Source organism: Pseudomonadota bacterium (assembly GCA_039028935.1).
In the GTDB taxonomy this organism is placed as follows: domain Bacteria; phylum Pseudomonadota; class Gammaproteobacteria; order Steroidobacterales; family SZUA-146; genus SZUA-146.
In genome coordinates this window covers 1-16,981 of sequence record JBCCHD010000061.1, presented here as the reverse complement: position 1 = coordinate 16,981, position 16,981 = coordinate 1, and the positions used below count along the sequence as shown (strand labels likewise).

Here is a 16,981-nt window from a genome sequence, read left to right as displayed (position 1 = left end):
TTAGTCGATAATTTTCGCGACCACGCCAGCGCCGACAGTGCGGCCACCTTCGCGGATAGCAAAACGCAGTCCGTCTTCCATCGCGATCGGTGCAATCAGCTCAACAGTCATCTGCACGTTGTCACCCGGCATCACCATCTCAACACCGTCCGGCAACTCACACGCACCCGTTACGTCCGTCGTACGGAAGTAAAACTGCGGGCGATATCCCTTGAAGAACGGCGTGTGTCGACCACCCTCTTCTTTGGTCAGAATGTACACCTCGGCTTCAAACTTGGTGTGCGGTGTGATCGAACCAGGCTTGGCCAACACCTGACCTCGCTCCACTTCTTCACGCTTCGTACCACGCAACAGCACACCCACGTTGTCGCCCGCCATGCCCTGGTCCAGCAGCTTGCGGAACATCTCCACACCCGTACACGTGGTCTTCACCGTGTCTTTGATGCCAACAATCGCCACTTCGTCACCCACGTTCACCACACCTCGCTCGATGCGGCCCGTGACCACCGTGCCGCGACCCGAAATCGAGAACACGTCTTCAACCGGCATCAGAAAATCACCGTCAACCGCTCGCTCTGGCTCCGGAATGTACGAGTCCATCGCCTCAACCAGCTTCACCACCGCGCCCTGACCAATGTCGGACGTGTCGCCCTCCAGCGCCTTCAGCGCCGAACCGGTAATAATCGGCGTGTCGTCGCCTGGAAACTCGTACGTCGACAGAAGATCGCGTACTTCCATCTCAACCAACTCCAACAACTCTTCGTCGTCAACCATGTCGGCCTTGTTCAAAAACACCACGATGTAAGGCACACCAACCTGACGCGCCAACAAAATGTGCTCGCGTGTCTGAGGCATCGGACCGTCCGCCGCCGAACACACCAAAATCGCACCGTCCATCTGCGCCGCACCCGTGATCATGTTCTTCACGTAGTCCGCGTGACCTGGACAATCCACGTGCGCATAGTGACGATCAGCACTCTCGTACTCAACGTGCGCCGTCGCAATCGTGATACCACGCTCACGCTCTTCGGGGGCGTTGTCAATTTGATCGAAAGCTTTTTGCTCGCCACCGTGTACATCCGCCATGACCTTCGTCAATGCCGCCGTCAGCGTCGTCTTCCCATGGTCAACGTGACCAATCGTGCCGACGTTTACGTGCGGCTTGTTTCTTTCAAATTTTTCCTTAGACATGAGCCTTATCTACCTTAAGTTTGCTGATGCAGAACATCAGGCTGTTTAAATACGATTAACCGTAATCTCTATTAAGCAACGCATCGGCCACCGCCTTCGGCACCGTGCTGTATTTCTCAAACTCCATCGAGTAGGTCGCGCGGCCCTGGCTCATCGAGCGCAGGCTGGTCGCATAGCCAAACATCTCGGCTAGCGGCACCTCGGCACGAATCACCCTTCCTGCGGGCGCTTCCTCCATGCCTTGCGTTACCCCTCGGCGACGATTCAGGTCACCCATCACATCGCCCAAATAGTCTTCCGGTGTCACCACCTCGACCTGCATGACCGGCTCTAACAACACGGGTCCTGCGTTACGCGCCGCGTCTCCAAACGCCAGACTGCCGGCGATTTTGAACGCGATTTCGCTCGAGTCAACGTCATGATACGAACCGTCATACAACGTGACTTTGCAATCTACCGTCGGATAGCCCGCAATCACCCCCGAATGCATACGCTCCTTCACGCCCTTATCAACCGCCGAAATAAACTCTTTCGGGACGACACCACCGGTTATTTCATCAACAAACTCATAACCCGCGCCGCGCTCGGTGGGCTCCACCTTCAGGAACACATGCCCATACTGGCCCTTACCACCGCTTTGTTTTACAAACTTACCTTCCTGCGTAACCGTTTCGGTGATCGCTTCGCGGTAGGCCACCTGCGGCTTACCAACATTGGCCACCACGTTGAATTCGCGGCTCATGCGGTCAACGATAATATCCAGATGTAACTCGCCCATCCCGGATATGATGGTCTGTCCCGACTCCTCTTCGGTGCGCACAACAAACGACGGATCTTCTTTGGCCAACTTGCCCAGTGCGACCGACATTTTTTCCTGGTCAGCGATGGTCTTCGGCTCGACTGCTACCGAAATAACAGGCTCCGGAAATTCCATGCGTTCCAGCGTGATCACCGCCGACGACGCGCACAGCGTGTCGCCCGTGGTCACATCCTTCAGTCCAACAGCGGCAGCAATATCACCGGCGCGAACTTCTTTAATTTCCTCGCGATCATTCGAATGCATTTGCAGCAATCGACCGATGCGCTCCTTCTTCCCTTTTATCGGGTTAAACACCGTGTCACCCGACTTAAGCACACCCGAATACACTCGGATGAAGGTCAGATTACCCACGAACGGATCGGTGGCAATCTTAAACGCTAGCGACGAAAACGCCTGCTCATCGTCGCTCGGCCGCGTGAGCTCATGATCGTTGTGGTCGAGGCCCACAATCGGCGGCACATCGACCGGAGACGGCATGTAGTCTACGACCGCATCGAGCACCGCCTGCACGCCTTTGTTCTTAAACGCTGAACCGCACAGCGCGACCACCACTTCATTGGCAATCGTGCGTACTCGCAGCCCTCTCTTAATGTCATCGATCGACAGCTCACCCTCTTCAAGGTAAGCATCCATCAACGACTCGTCGGCCTCGGCCGCCGCCTCGACCATGTTTTCTCGCCAGGCATTGGCCTCGTCGAGCAGTTCAGGCGGAATCTCTCTTCGTTCGAAAGTCACACCTTTTTGATCTTCGTCCCAGTAAATCGCCTGCATAGACAGAAGGTCGATCACACCAGAAAAATGTTCTTCTGCACCAATCGGCAGCTGCACCGGCACCGGGTTCGCGCCCAACCGGGTTCTAATCTGTTCGACTACACGCAGAAAGTCAGCCCCTGCGCGGTCCATTTTGTTGACAAACGCCAAGCGCGGCACGCTGTACTTTGTTGCCTGTCGCCACACTGTCTCCGACTGCGGCTCGACGCCACCGACGGCGCAAAATACCGCCACTGCACTATCGAGCACCCGCAGCGATCGCTCCACCTCAATGGTGAAATCAACGTGCCCCGGGGTATCGATGATATTAATCCGGTGCTGCTGGTACTGTTGCTCCATGCCTTGCCAGAAACAGGTAGTCGCAGCCGAGGTGATGGTTATGCCTCGCTCCTGCTCCTGCTCCATCCAGTCCATGGTGGCCGCGCCGTCGTGCACTTCGCCAATCTTGTGCGAGACGCCGGTGTAAAAAAGAATGCGCTCAGTGGTGGTCGTTTTGCCGGCGTCAATATGCGCCATGATCCCAATGTTGCGATAGCGATCAATGGGTGTAGAACGGGCCACCTTTACGTACTCTGTGTTGCGTTGTGCTTTGGGCTTCCCCTACCAGCGGTAGTGCGAGAACGCCTTGTTGGCTTCAGCCATCTTGTGCGTGTCTTCACGCTTCTTCACGGCTGCACCGCGATTCTCAGCCGCGTCGAGCAGCTCATGCGCAAGACGGTGGGCCATGGTTTTTTCATTGCGCTTGCGTGCGGCGTCGATCATCCAGCGCATAGCTAGCGTCTGACGACGGGCCGGACGCACTTCAACAGGCACCTGGTACGTTGCACCACCCACGCGTCGGCTCTTCACCTCAACCGCAGGCTTCACGTTTTCGAGCGCCGTTTCGAGAAGCTCAACAGCTTTTTCATCCATCTGGCCACTACGCTCGCCGATGCGATCAAGCGCGCCATAAATAATGCGCTCTGCTACCGACTTTTTACCGTCGACCATAATCATGTTCATGAATTTGGCCAGCATTTCGTTTTTGTATTTGGGATCCGGCAAGACGATGCGTTTAGGAGCCTGAGTTCTGCGTGACATGTTCTATTACCTGTTGGTGAATTCTGTGATCAAAGCCAGCGATCGCCGCTTAGCCCTTCGGTCGCTTGGCGCCGTACTTCGACCGACCCTGCCGGCGATCATTAACGCCAGCACAGTCAAGCGTGCCGCGCACAGTGTGATAGCGCACACCCGGCAAGTCTTTCACACGTCCACCGCGAATCAGCACCACTGAGTGCTCCTGAAGGTTATGTCCCTCGCCACCGATGTAGCTTGTGACCTCAAAGCCATTGGTGAGTCGCACACGAGCGACTTTGCGCATGGCCGAATTCGGCTTCTTGGGCGTGGTGGTGTAAACGCGTGTGCACACACCGCGTTTTTGTGGACAAGCGGCCAGCGCAGGTACCGTGGATTTATCCACTTTGGTACGACGGCCCTTGCGGACGAGTTGATTGGTTGTTGCCATAGTGTCTCTCGATGAATTACATCTTTGTTTATCAAGCTAATTTACCCTGACCATCCGACAGCCTGCTGCCGATACTCAGAGTCGCAATACGCACAAAAACTGCAGGCCGACGCAATGGTCGGCCTGCAGCCTGTCAAACTTGCCTTTGACCGCGGTCCAGGCAACGAGTGGGTCGCCAAACCTGTCAAAAGGGCCGAAATTCTATGTGCCGACCCCCGGACATGTCAAGCATTGTGCAGCGCAAAATCCTCAGGATTCGTCGCCGCTCTTCGGCCCCTCTTCAGTCGGTGCTTCTGAAGACTCGACCGCCTCCGCCGTCTCCTCTCCTTCTGCCGCCACCGATGCCTCCGTTTCGGCACCATCGACCTGCGAACCGGCCTCAATTTCGCTGTTTTCTGCCGCGGCCTCGGCCAGACTGTGCGCCTCAAGCTCTTCAGCCAGCAGCTCATCGGTCGTTTTGGTGACGCGCGACTGACGCATTTCTTGATGATGCGCAAAGCCTGTACCCGCTGGAATAAGGCGCCCGACGATCACGTTTTCCTTCAATCCGCGCAAGTCGTCACGTAATCCGCGCACCGCCGCTTCGGTCAATACACGTGTGGTCTCCTGGAACGAAGCCGCTGAAATGAACGACTCGGTTGCCAGCGACGCCTTGGTAATACCCAGAAGGATCGGCTCAAATACCGCCGGCTCCTTGTCCTCGGCCACGAGCTTATCGTTGATCTCATAGAGACTGGAGCGATGCACTTGCTCACCGCGCAGCAAATTACTGTCGCCCGGATCGGTGATTTCGACCTTGCGAAGCATCTGGCGGATGATGACTTCGATGTGCTTATCATTAATCCGCACACCCTGAAGTCGATACACCTCCTGAATCTCTTTCACCAAGTAATCGGCCAGACGGTCAACGCCACGCAAGCGCAGAATGTCATGCGGGCTCTCTTCACCCTCTGCGATGATCTCACCCTTGGCCACGGTTTCACCTTCGAAGACCAACAGGTGACGCCATTTTGGAATCAGGCCTTCGAAATCATCATCACCATCGCCGGTGATAATGAGTCGACGCTTACCTTTTGTTTCCTTACCAAACGAAATGGTACCGGTCACTTCGGCCAAAATGGCTGACTCTTTGGGCTTGCGCGCCTCAAACAAGTCGGCCACACGTGGCAGACCACCGGTGATGTCGCGGTTCTTTGAACCCTCTTGTGGAATTCGGGCAAGCACGTCACCCACTTCCACGCTCGCACCGTCTTCAAGGTTGATCACCGCACCGGCCGGTAGCGTGTAAACCGCCGGAATGTCGGTGTTGGCAAAACAAATGCTGTCGCCATTTTCATCCACCAGCATGGCTTGAGGGCGCAAGTCTTTGCCCGCCGAACCGCGCTGCTTAGGATCAGTGATCACCAAACTCGTGACGCCGGTAAATTCGTCGGTCTCGGCCGATACCGTCACGCCCTCTTCAAAGTCTTGGAACTTAATGCGACCCGCGACCTCGGTGACAACCGGGTGCGTGTGCGGATCCCAATTTGCCACAACCTGTCCCGCCGCAACTTCATCGCCCTCGTTGACGGTGATGTTGGCGCCATAGGGCACTTTGTAGCGTTCGCGCTCACGACCAAACTCATCGATGATGCCGATTTCGCCTGAACGCGAAACCGCCACCAAGTGCCCTTTGGAGTGGGCAACTGTTTTCATCGTGTGCAAGCGAATGCTACCGGCGTGCTTGGTTTCAACACTGCTGACTGCAGCGGCTCGAGAAGCAGCACCACCAATGTGGAACGTGCGCATCGTCAGCTGCGTACCGGGTTCACCGATAGACTGCGCGGCGATCACACCAACGGCCTCGCCTTGGTTGATCAGGTGTCCACGCGCCAGGTCACGCCCGTAGCACATGGAACAAACGCCATAGCGGGTTTCGCAGGAGATCGGCGATCGGACGAGCACTTGATCGACTGACATCTCTTCGAGCAGCTCGACTAGTTTCTCATCGATCAGCGTACCGGCTTCGAGCAAGACTTCCTCGGTGCCCGGCTTGAGCACGTCCACGGCCAACACACGACCGAGCACACGCTCACCCAAACCTTCCACCACGTCGCCGCCTTCAACGATCGGCGCCATGAGCAGGCCATTCTGGGTGCCGCAATCCACTTCCGTCACCACCAGATCCTGAGCAACATCGACCAGGCGTCGGGTCAAATACCCGGAGTTTGCCGTTTTGAGCGCCGTATCGGCCAGACCTTTACGTGCGCCGTGGGTCGAGATGAAGTACTGCAGAACATTCAGACCTTCGCGGAAGTTGGCGGTGATCGGCGTTTCGATAATCGACCCGTCGGGTTTGGCCATAAGGCCTCGCATACCGGCGAGCTGACGGATCTGAGCGGCACTACCTCGCGCGCCCGAATCGGCCATCATGTAAATCGAGTTGAACGACTCTTGTTCGACTTCCGATCCATCAGCTGCGACGACTTGCTCAGTACCGAGCTTGTTCATCATAGCTTTCGCAACTTGGTCGTTGGTGCGTGACCAAATGTCGACAACTTTGTTGTAGCGTTCGCCGTTCGTGACCAAGCCGGACGCGTACTGATCTTCAATTTCGCGAACGTCGGTTTCTGCTGCCGCCAAAATACCGGACTTCTCGGCCGGCACGACCATGTCGCCGATGCCGATCGACACGCCCGATTTGGTGGCGTAGCTAAAACCGGTGTACATCAGTTTGTCCGCGAAAACGACGGTCTTCTTAAGCCCGCACACCCGATAGCTGCGGTTAATCAGATTGGAAATCGCACGCTTATTGAGATCCTGATTGACATGTTCAAACGCCAGTCCTTCCGGCAGGATTTCTGAGATCAGCGCTCGGCCAACCGTCGTATCAACCACCCGGTATTTGGTCTGCACGTCACCATTTTCATCCGTCCAGGTGTCACGGATGCGCGCTTTGACCATAGCCTGCAGATCCGCCACGCCGTTTTCGTGCGCACGATGAACTTCGTCAATGTCGGAGAAGAACATGCCTTCGCCTTTGGCATTGACCCGTGTGCGCGTCATGAAATACAGCCCAAGCACCACGTCTTGAGACGGCACAATAATGGGCTCGCCATTGGCAGGCGACAAAATGTTGTTGGACGACATCATCAGTGCGCGTGCTTCAAGCTGGGCCTCAATCGATAGCGGCACGTGCACGGCCATTTGGTCGCCGTCAAAGTCCGCGTTGAACGCCGTGCACACCAACGGGTGCAACTGAATCGCTTTACCCTCGATGAGCACCGGCTCAAACGCCTGAATGCCTAATCGGTGCAGTGTCGGTGCACGGTTAAGCATGACTGGATGCTCACGAATGACTTTAGCGAGAATATCCCAAACTTCGGGCCCCTCTCGCTCCACCAAGCGTTTGGCGGCCTTGATTGTTTGTGCAAGGTCTTTTTTCTGCAATCGACTGAAAATGAACGGCTTGAAGAGCTCAAGCGCCATCTTCTTAGGCAAACCACACTGGTGCAGCTTAAGCGTCGGACCCACCACGATCACCGAACGACCGGAGTAATCAACACGCTTACCCAGGAGGTTTTGACGGAAGCGCCCCTGCTTACCTTTGATCATGTCCGCAAGCGATTTGAGCGGTCGCTTGTTTGTGCCGGAAATCGCGCGACCACGTCGACCGTTGTCGAGCAGCGCATCCACAGACTCCTGCAGCATCCGCTTTTCGTTTCGCACGATGATGTCGGGTGCGTTAAGTTCAAGCAGGCGACGCAGTCGGTTGTTGCGGTTGATCACACGTCGATACAGATCGTTCAAATCAGACGTTGCGAATCGCCCCCCTTCCAGCGGCACCAATGGGCGTAAGTCAGGTGGCAACACCGGCAGAACCGTCAGCACCATCCATTCGGGCTTATTGCCCGATTCGATGAACGCTTCAAGCAGCTTAAGACGTTTCGACGCGCGTTTGATTCGAGTTTCGCTCTTCGTTCCGGCGATCTCTTCCCGCACTTTCTCAATCTCTTCGTTGAGGTCAAGTGTGCGCAGCATTTCATGCACGGCTTCTGCACCCATGCGCGCATCAAACTCATCGCCATGCTCTTCAATGGCTTCAAGATAGCCATCGTCGGACATGAGACTGCCACGCTCGAGCGGCGTCAGGCCGGGGTCGACCACCACGAACGCCTCGAAGTACAGTACACGCTCAATTTCACGCAGGGTCATGTCGAGCATAAGGCCAATGCGCGAGGGCAGTGATTTTAGGAACCAGATATGGGCAACTGGCGACGCCAGTTCGATATGCGCCATGCGCTCGCGTCGAACTTTTGACTGCGTCACTTCAACGCCACATTTTTCACACACGACACCGCGGTGCTTGAGGCGTTTGTACTTACCGCAAAGGCATTCGTAATCCTTGACTGGGCCAAAAATCTTGGCGCAAAACAGACCATCACGCTCGGGCTTGAACGTACGGTAGTTAATGGTCTCTGGTTTTTTGACTTCTCCAAATGACCACGAACGCACCATGTCCGGTGAAGCAAGACCGATGCGGATTGCATCGAAGTCTTCAACCGGAGCCTGCTGTTTGAACAATTTCAATAGGTCTTTCATATGTCACCCATCCATTCAGGATTTGCTGTGTTTCTTACGCGCTGGCGTAACCCAAACTGCTGTCGCGGATTGCGTTACGTGGTTGGATCCTGCTCGAGTTCAACGTTGATGCCCAAAGAGCGAATTTCTTTGACCAAAACGTTAAACGATTCGGGCATACCCGGATCCATGGCGTGTTCGCCATCGACAATGTTCTTGTACATCTTGGTTCGACCTTGCACATCGTCCGATTTAACCGTCAGCATTTCCTGGAGTGTGTAGGAAGCGCCATAGGCCTCGAGCGCCCAGACCTCCATCTCTCCGAATCGCTGTCCACCGAACTGTGCTTTACCACCCAGTGGCTGTTGCGTTACCAGACTGTAAGGCCCAGTGGAACGCGCATGCATCTTGTCATCGACGAGGTGATTGAGCTTCAGCATGTACATGTAGCCGACCGTGGTGTGCCGATCGAAATACTGGCCCGTGCGGCCGTCGATGAGCTGGGTTTGTCCTGACTCGGGCATATCCGCCAACTTAAACATGTTGCGAATTTCCGTCTCAGCAGCACCATCAAACACCGGCGTTGCCATCGGCACGCCGCTGCGCAGGTTGCCGGCAAGTTCCAGTACCTCGTGGTCGCTTAGGCTCGTAATATCTTCCTCGCGACCGCCCGACTGGTTGTACACTTTGTCGAGGAAATCGCGTAGCTCAGTGACCTCGCCCTTGTCGTCCAGCATCTTGCCGATCTTCAGACCGAGTCCTCGCGCGGCCCAACCAAGATGCGTCTCAAGCACCTGGCCGACGTTCATGCGTGACGGCACACCCAGCGGGTTGAGCACGATATCGACTGGCGTACCGTCCTCCATGTATGGCATGTCTTCCACCGGCACAATGGTGGAAATCACACCTTTGTTGCCGTGGCGACCGGCCATCTTGTCGCCGGGTTGAACGCGACGCTTAACGGCAAGGTACACCTTGACCATCTTAAGCACGCCCGGCGCGAGATCGTCACCGGCGGTAATTTTGACGCGTTTCTCTTCGTATTTTTTGCGGAAGCCCTCTTCCTGGTCGGCCAGCAGTTTGGCCGCCTCTTCGAGCTGCTTATTCGCCTCTTCACTGCGCAGGCGAATTTCGAACCACTTCTTGCGCTCGAGATCGGCCAGATACTGCGCGGTCACTTTGGATCCTGACTTGAGCCCGTCCGGACCACCCTCCGCGACTTTGCCGGTCAGCAGACGCTCGATACGCTCAAACACGTCGCCTTCGAGAATACGCTGCTGATCGGAAAGATCTTTCTGCACGCTCTCGAGCTCGGCTGCCTCAATGGCCAACGCACGTGAGTCTTTGTCGACGCCGTCGCGTGTAAAGACCCGCACGTCAATCACTGTGCCGTCCATGCCAGGCGGTACACGCAGCGACGTGTCTTTTACGTCGCTGGCTTTTTCACCGAAAATCGCGCGCAGCAGTTTCTCTTCCGGCGTGAGCTGAGATTCGCCCTTCGGCGTCACCTTGCCGACGAGAATGTCCCCGCCTTTTACTTCCGCACCGATGTACGCGATACCGGACTCGTCAAGTTTGCCAAGCGCCGAATCACCCACGTTCGGGATATCCGCCGTGATCTCTTCAGAACCCAGTTTCGTGTCGCGCGCGACACACGCCAGTTCTTCGATATGAATCGTCGTGAATCGGTCTTCTTGAACGACACGTTCTGAGATCAAAATCGAGTCTTCAAAGTTGTAACCATTCCACGGCATAAACGCGACGAGTAGGTTCTGACCGAGCGCGAGCTCGCCCAAATCCGTGGACGGCCCATCGGCCATCACATCGCCACGCGCCACCGCATCGCCTGCCAGCACCAACGGCCGCTGGTTGATGCAGGTGTTTTGGTTGGAGCGGGTGTATTTAGTGAGGTTGTAAATATCCACACCCGATTCACCGGCGACGGTCTCGTCGTCGTTCACACGAATGACGATACGCGAGGCGTCCACTGAATCCACTTTGCCGCCGCGACGTGCGACAACCGTAACACCCGAGTCGACCGCCACGGTACGCTCCATGCCCGTGCCGACAAACGGCTTTTCAGCTCGCAGCGTCGGCACCGCCTGTCGCTGCATGTTTGAACCCATGAGCGCGCGGTTTGCATCGTCATGTTCCAAGAAAGGAATAAGCGACGCGGCAACAGACACGATCTGGCGCGGCGACACATCCATATACTGGATTCGCTCCGGACCCGTCATCGTAAACTCGTTCATGTGTCGGCAAGACACAAGTTCATCCTCGAATTGGCCGCTGTCGTCGAGCTCCGCGTTGGCCTGAGCAATAACGTATTCGCTCTCTTCGATGGCCGACAAATATTCAATATCAGCCGTCACCTTTCCATCTTTCACCTTTCGATACGGTGTTTCGAGAAAGCCGTAGTCGTTGGTGCGGGCATAGACTGCCAGCGAGTTAATCAGGCCGATGTTTGGCCCTTCAGGCGTTTCAATCGGACATACCCGACCGTAGTGCGTCGGGTGAACATCGCGCACCTCAAACCCGGCGCGTTCACGCGTCAGGCCGCCCGGACCAAGCGCCGACACGCGGCGTTTGTGGGTCACTTCCGACAGCGGGTTGTTCTGATCCATGAACTGCGAGAGTTGACTGGAACCGAAAAACTCTTTGACGGCAGCGGCCACGGGTTTGGCGTTAATCATTTCTTGCGGCATCAAACCGTCCGCTTCAGCCGACGTCAGGCGCTCTTTGACGGCGCGCTCAACGCGGACAAGACCAATACGGAAAGCGTTCTCGGCCATTTCGCCAACGCTGCGAATTCGACGGTTACCGAGATGGTCGATGTCGTCAACAACGCCCTTGCCATTTCGGATGTCGATCAGCGTTTTGAGGACTGCAATGATATCTTCGCGCGAGAGAATGCCTTCGCCTTCCGAATCTTTACGCCCCACGCGGCGATTGAACTTCATGCGCCCCACAGCCGACAGATCATAGCGCTCCGGGTTAAAGAACAAGTTTTGAAACAGGTTCTCCGCCGCGTCTTTAGTGGGCGGCTCGCCCGGGCGCATCATGCGATAAATTTCAACCAGCGCCTCAAGTCGATTGGTTGTCGTATCGATACGCAGCGTGTTCGAGATAAACGGACCGCGGTCAAGATCGTTGACGTACAACGTCTCAATTTCAGTAATACCGGCTTTTACAAAAGACTCTACCTGTTCAAGGATGAGTTCGTCGTTTGCTGTCGCTAGAACCTCGCCCGTTTCCGGATCGACGACATCGTGCGCCCCAATTTTACCGACCAGGTAATCTGGCGGCACCGCCATCGAGGTGACTTTCGCTTTGGTCAGTTCACGCACGTGACGCGCGGTGATGCGACGCCCTTCCTCGACCAGCACCTTGCCGCCGACGACAAGGTCAAAACCGGCAGTATCACCTTTGAGTCGCTCAGGATCGAGATCCATGGTGATGTCATCACCTTGGAATTCGAACTTATTTTTCTCAAAGAAAATATCGAGAATTTCATGATTCTCAAGACCCAGCGCTCGCAAAATGATCGTCACCGGCAACTTGCGTCGACGGTCGATTCGGGAGAACACGCCATCTTTTGGATCGAACTCAAAGTCCAACCAAGAACCACGGTAAGGAATCACACGGGCAGAGTAGAGCACTTTACCCGAGGAATGCGTTTTACCTTTGTCGTGATCGAAGAACACGCCAGGAGAGCGGTGAAGCTGAGACACAATCACCCGCTCGGTGCCGTTAATCACAAACGTGCCGTTTTCGGTCATCAGCGGCAATTCGCCCAGATACACTTCCTGGTCTCGCACTTCTTTGACCGGTTTCTTGGCGCCCGAGGCTTCTTTATCGTAGATCACCAAACGCACTTTGACTCGCAACGGCGCCGCATAGGTTAGACCACGCAGTTGACATTCCTTGACGTCGAAAATCGGCTTGCCGAGGCGATAGCTCACATATTCGAGCGCTGCGTTGCCGCTGTAGCTGACAATTGGCAGCACGGTCTGAAACGCAGCGTGCAATCCCTGGTCGATACGGTCTTCCACAGGCGTGTCGGCCTGCAAGAACTTTCGATAGGAATCAAGCTGAATCGACAGCAAGTAAGGAACGTTGAGGATACTTGGGCGTTTGCCAAAGTCTTTACGAATGCGCTTTTTCTCAGTAAAAGCATAAGCCATGGTCGGTGACCTCATCTATTTGCTCCGGACCGTTATTCGTTCCGCCTGGAACTGGGGCAGCCCGTCACCCCAAAAATCTGCTTTTTGATAAACCGCAAAAGCCGGCGGTTAAAAACCGCCGGCACATGCGCTATCAGGACCTGCAGGACACGTCCTGCCGACCCGAAACCAACAACGATCGATTACTTGACTTCGACCGAAGCGCCGGCTTCTTCCAGTTGCTTCTTGATGTCTTCGGCTTCGTCTTTGTTGACGCCTTCTTTAATTGGTGAAGGCGCGCCTTCAACCAATTCTTTGGCTTCTTTAAGACCCAGACCCGTGATGCCGCGAACCGCTTTAATCACCGGCACTTTGTTGCTGCCGAAGCTGGTCATAACAACGTCAAACTCAGTCTTTTCTTCCGCCGCGGCGCCGCCTTCAGCAGGGCCTGCAGCCGCCACTGCCACTGGGGCAGCCGCCGTGACACCAAATTTCTCTTCCATCGCGCTGATGAGGTCAACAACCTCCATCACGCTCATGCCTGAGATCGCATCTAAAATTTCGTCAGTTGAAACAGCCATTTCTTACTCCAATTAATCTTTTTAAGTGTTACCAAATATGTAGTCGAACCGTGACGCTACGCCGCTTCTTTTTGCGCGCGTACCGCATCGATCGTGCGGACCATCTTCGTCGTCGGTTCTGCCAGTGTGCGTACGAACTTCTCGATCGGTGCTTTCATTACACCCATGAGCATCGCAATCGCCTGATCGCGGGTCGGCAGTGACGCCATTCTTGCCAAATCACTGGCGGGCAGTAGATCACCACCAACCGACAGCATTTTGACAACCAGCTTGTCGTTGCCTTTCGTGAAGTCTTTAACAATGCGAGCCGCTGCGCCTGGGTCTTCCATCGAAAACGCCAGAATGATAGGACCGACCAGTGAGTCGTTCATGCACTCAAAGTCGGTGCCCGCCAACGCGCGCTTAGCCAGCGAGTTTTTGACGACCTTCAGAAAAACACCTGACTTGTGCGCTTCAACACGCAACTCGGTCAGCTGTTCAACCGTCAGCCCACGGTACTCAGCACCCACCGCCGATAAGGCTTCGGATGCCACCGCATTCACTTCCGCGACCACTTCTTTCTTTTTGCTTAAAGTCAATGCCATTCGACATCTCCTGACAGTGGTCAAACATCAAACGACGCGTTATTACGACGCCGTTCACCCAATTGACGGTGACCGCGGCCAAACTGACTTAGGTAACACCATCTACGCAGGATAATTAAGCTCGATCGAATACTGACTCGAGCACCTACGGTCTTTGATGAGCAACACCCGGGCTACTTTTGCGGCCCAAGTGTTGCACGCACATCCTGTGCGCCAGAGCATGCTCTGTTCCTGACTGCGTCTGCCGGTTAGAGGTTCAGCGTAGATTGATCAACGACTACGCCGGGCCCCATCGTGGAAGACACGGTAACTTTTCGAAAATAGACACCTTTAGCGGAGGTGGGCTTGGCTTTCTGCAGATCGCCCATCAGCGCTGAGAGATTTTCCTGCAGCTTGGCAACGTCGAAATCGGCTTTACCAATCGTGCAGTGAATGATGCCCGCTTTATCCGTGCGATAACGCACTTGACCGGCTTTGGCGTTTTTTACTGCCGTTTCGACATCCGCGGTCACCGTACCCACTTTCGGGTTAGGCATGAGTCCACGAGGACCCAAGATCTGGCCCAGCTTACCGACCACGCGCATCGCGTCGGGCGTCGCCACCACCACATCAAAATTCATTTCGCCGCCCTGAATGGACTCGGCCAGATCATCGAAGCCAACCAGATCGGCACCCGCCGCGGTGGCTTTCTCAGCATTAGCGCCCTGCGCAAACACCGCCACGCGCACATCTTTACCCGTGCCGTTTGGCAGCACTGTGGCGCCGCGCACAACCTGGTCTGATTTGCGTGGGTCAACGCCGAGATTTACCGACACATCAACCGACTCACGAAACTTCGCCGTGGCCAGTTCTTTGACCAGACCAATCGCCTCATCAATGGCATAAAACTTATTGCTATCGACCTTTTCGCGCGTCGCTTTCTTTCGCTTTGACATGGCACCCATGACTAACCCTCCACTTCAAGGCCCATACTGCGGGCGCTACCGGCGATAATGTTGATCGCTGAGTCAATGTCTTTCGCATTGAGGTCTTGCATTTTTACGTTAGCAATCTCTTCAAGTTGCGCCCGCGTGACTTTGCCCACTTTCTTGGTGTTGGGCTCGCCGCTACCGCTTTTAATGCCAGCTGCCTTCTTAAGCAGCACGGCTGCCGGCGGCGTCTTCGAAATAAACGTGAAACTGCGGTCGTTATAAACCGTGATCACCACCGGAATCGGCATACCGGGCTCCATGCTGCCGGTATGGGCATTAAACGCCTTGCAAAACTCCATGATGTTGACGCCGTGCTGACCGAGCGCGGGACCGACCGGCGGACTGGGGTTTGCCTGTCCAGCCGGAATTTGCAGCTTAATGTAGCCGTCAATTTTCTTAGCCATGTTTTTCTCCTGATGGGTACAAGCGCCGTGAGGCTCCCCGTGCACCGAATTGCGTAACGCAAAACCGCTGCTGTTGTGTCAACCCGAAAGCTGACGCGAATCTTTGGCAACGCCGAAAAGCGCTTAGGCTTTTTCGACCTGCCCGAAATCAAGTTCAACCGGCGTCGACCGGCCGAGAATTTGCACCGCCACTCGGAGTCGACTTTTCTCATAGTTGACCTGATCGACGACCCCGTTGAAATCATTGAACGGACCATCGATCACGCGCACCACTTCGCCGGGCTCAAACAACACTTTCGGCCGTGGCTTGTCGACACCCTCTTGCACGCGTTGCAAGATAATGTCGGCTTCGCGATCCGTGATGGGCGCCGGTCGATCGGACGAGCCGCCGATAAAGCCCAACACTTTCGGCACTTCTTTTACGAGGTGCCAGGTGTCCTCGTCCATTTCCATCTGGACCAACACATACCCCGGAAAAAACTTGCGCTCGCTGCGACGCTTGCTGCCTTCTTTCATTTCCACCACTTCTTCGGTGGGCACTAATATCTCGCCGAACTTGTCTTCGAGACCGTGCATTTTGATGCGCTCAATCAGCGACTGACGAACTTTATGCTCAAAGTTCGAATACGCGTGAACCACATACCAGCGAAGCGCCATCTAGCTCGTACCCCGGAAAAATTCGAGACCCGCCTGCAAAATGAAATCGAGTCCCCAGAAGAAGAACCCCATGACAAACGCAAACAATACGACCGCGACCGCCTGACCGATCGCATCCTGTCGCGATGGCCAAACCATTTTGCGCCACTCGATCTTCGCGCCCTGCACGAAGCTCCAGAAGCGTTTGCCGTATTCGGATAGCGTGGCAATAAAGGCACCGGCGGCTAGACCGCCAACGACCGCCAGGAAACGCAAATACGCTGCCTGCCCCTCTAGATAATAGAAGCCGACAATACCTGCAGCTACGGCACCGACCGCCAACGCGATCAGCAATTTATCGCCGAAGCCTGGCTCGACGGTGTCTGTTTTGGAAGTACTCATACTGTTATACCAAACCGGTTAATGCGCTTGGCAGGCCAGGAGGGAATCGAACCCCCAACCTACGGTTTTGGAGACCGTCGCTCTGCCAATTGAGCTACTGGCCTTCTCCTTAAGCTATGGACGCCAAGGCCGGTCATAAAGACCGGCCGAAACGTATCCAACTTTTACTACTTACTGCTACTGCCGCGCCCGTCATCAAGCGCGCTCGCCCTGCTTATCGTCATCGCAGCAGGCTGATCGGACCGGACCGACGTTAGTCGATAATTTTCGCGACCACGCCAGCGCCGACAGTGCGGCCACCTTCGCGGATAGCAAAACGCAGTCCGTCTTCCATCGCGATCGGTGCAATCAGCTCAACAGTCATCTGCACGTTGTCACCCGGCATCACCATCTC

At 55.5% G+C, this 16,981-nt stretch carries 12 protein-coding genes, 1 tRNA gene and 1 pseudogene; all 14 read right to left on the bottom strand.

All coding sequences use genetic code 11. From position 1 onward, the window contains the following. Complete coding sequence (gene tuf, locus AAF465_16670) at positions 1-1,191, bottom strand: elongation factor Tu (GenBank protein MEM7084362.1); 1,191 nt, start codon at positions 1,189-1,191, stop codon at positions 1-3. Between the two features lie 55 nt (positions 1,192-1,246). Then, positions 1,247-3,343, bottom strand: coding sequence for an elongation factor G (gene fusA / locus AAF465_16665; protein ID MEM7084361.1), 2,097 nt, complete (start codon positions 3,341-3,343; stop codon positions 1,247-1,249). A 39-nt stretch (positions 3,344-3,382) separates the two neighbouring features. Next, entirely contained in the window at positions 3,383-3,862 is a 480-nt protein-coding gene (gene rpsG, locus AAF465_16660; protein MEM7084360.1) for a 30S ribosomal protein S7, read from the bottom strand. 49 nt (positions 3,863-3,911) lie between these two features. After that, positions 3,912-4,286: a 30S ribosomal protein S12 gene (rpsL, locus tag AAF465_16655; protein MEM7084359.1), complete on the bottom strand. Its 375-nt coding sequence runs from the start codon at positions 4,284-4,286 to the stop codon at positions 3,912-3,914. A gap of 471 nt (positions 4,287-4,757) precedes the next feature. Next, positions 4,758-8,867 (bottom strand): annotated as a pseudogene (rpoC, locus tag AAF465_16650) (DNA-directed RNA polymerase subunit beta'). Positions 8,868-8,941: 74 nt separating this feature from the next. Continuing rightward, positions 8,942-13,030 carry a DNA-directed RNA polymerase subunit beta gene (rpoB, locus tag AAF465_16645; GenBank protein MEM7084358.1) on the bottom strand — a complete coding sequence of 1,363 codons (4,089 nt, stop codon included), beginning with the start codon at positions 13,028-13,030 and terminating at the stop codon, positions 8,942-8,944. Positions 13,031-13,212: 182 nt separating this feature from the next. Then, positions 13,213-13,590 (bottom strand): 50S ribosomal protein L7/L12, encoded by a 378-nt coding sequence (gene rplL / locus AAF465_16640; protein ID MEM7084357.1) that lies wholly within the window; start codon positions 13,588-13,590, stop codon positions 13,213-13,215. 56 nt (positions 13,591-13,646) lie between these two features. Then, positions 13,647-14,174, bottom strand: a complete 528-nt coding sequence (gene rplJ / locus AAF465_16635) for a 50S ribosomal protein L10 (protein MEM7084356.1) — start codon at positions 14,172-14,174, stop codon at positions 13,647-13,649. Positions 14,175-14,422: 248 nt separating this feature from the next. Then, on the bottom strand, positions 14,423-15,118 hold the full coding sequence (gene rplA, locus AAF465_16630; protein ID MEM7084355.1) for a 50S ribosomal protein L1: 696 nt from the start codon (positions 15,116-15,118) through the stop codon (positions 14,423-14,425). A gap of 2 nt (positions 15,119-15,120) precedes the next feature. Beyond that, complete coding sequence (gene rplK, locus AAF465_16625) at positions 15,121-15,549, bottom strand: 50S ribosomal protein L11 (GenBank protein ID MEM7084354.1); 429 nt, start codon at positions 15,547-15,549, stop codon at positions 15,121-15,123. A 123-nt stretch (positions 15,550-15,672) separates the two neighbouring features. Next, positions 15,673-16,206, bottom strand: a complete 534-nt coding sequence (gene nusG, locus AAF465_16620) for a transcription termination/antitermination protein NusG (protein ID MEM7084353.1) — start codon at positions 16,204-16,206, stop codon at positions 15,673-15,675. Then, positions 16,207-16,587, bottom strand: coding sequence for a preprotein translocase subunit SecE (gene secE / locus AAF465_16615; protein MEM7084352.1), 381 nt, complete (start codon positions 16,585-16,587; stop codon positions 16,207-16,209). A gap of 28 nt (positions 16,588-16,615) precedes the next feature. Further along, positions 16,616-16,691 (bottom strand) — tRNA-Trp (locus AAF465_16610). 149 nt (positions 16,692-16,840) lie between these two features. Then, on the bottom strand, positions 16,841-16,981 hold a 141-nt coding region (gene tuf / locus AAF465_16605; GenBank protein MEM7084351.1), incomplete at its 5' end, for an elongation factor Tu.

What these genes read in the sequence shown, in the direction of transcription:
- rpsG (MEM7084360.1), bottom strand. Translation starts at nt 3,862, where the DNA reads ATGTCACGCAGAACTCAGGCTCCTAAACGCATCGTCTTGCCGGATCCC.
- rplJ (MEM7084356.1), bottom strand. Translation starts at nt 14,174, where the DNA reads ATGGCATTGACTTTAAGCAAAAAGAAAGAAGTGGTCGCGGAAGTGAAT.
- secE (MEM7084352.1), bottom strand. Translation starts at nt 16,587, where the DNA reads ATGAGTACTTCCAAAACAGACACCGTCGAGCCAGGCTTCGGCGATAAA.
- rpoB (MEM7084358.1), bottom strand. Translation starts at nt 13,030, where the DNA reads ATGGCTTATGCTTTTACTGAGAAAAAGCGCATTCGTAAAGACTTTGGC.
- rplL (MEM7084357.1), bottom strand. Translation starts at nt 13,590, where the DNA reads ATGGCTGTTTCAACTGACGAAATTTTAGATGCGATCTCAGGCATGAGC.
- nusG (MEM7084353.1), bottom strand. Translation starts at nt 16,206, where the DNA reads ATGGCGCTTCGCTGGTATGTGGTTCACGCGTATTCGAACTTTGAGCAT.
- rplA (MEM7084355.1), bottom strand. Translation starts at nt 15,118, where the DNA reads ATGGGTGCCATGTCAAAGCGAAAGAAAGCGACGCGCGAAAAGGTCGAT.
- rplK (MEM7084354.1), bottom strand. Translation starts at nt 15,549, where the DNA reads ATGGCTAAGAAAATTGACGGCTACATTAAGCTGCAAATTCCGGCTGGA.
- rpsL (MEM7084359.1), bottom strand. Translation starts at nt 4,286, where the DNA reads ATGGCAACAACCAATCAACTCGTCCGCAAGGGCCGTCGTACCAAAGTG.
- tuf (MEM7084362.1), bottom strand. Translation starts at nt 1,191, where the DNA reads ATGTCTAAGGAAAAATTTGAAAGAAACAAGCCGCACGTAAACGTCGGC.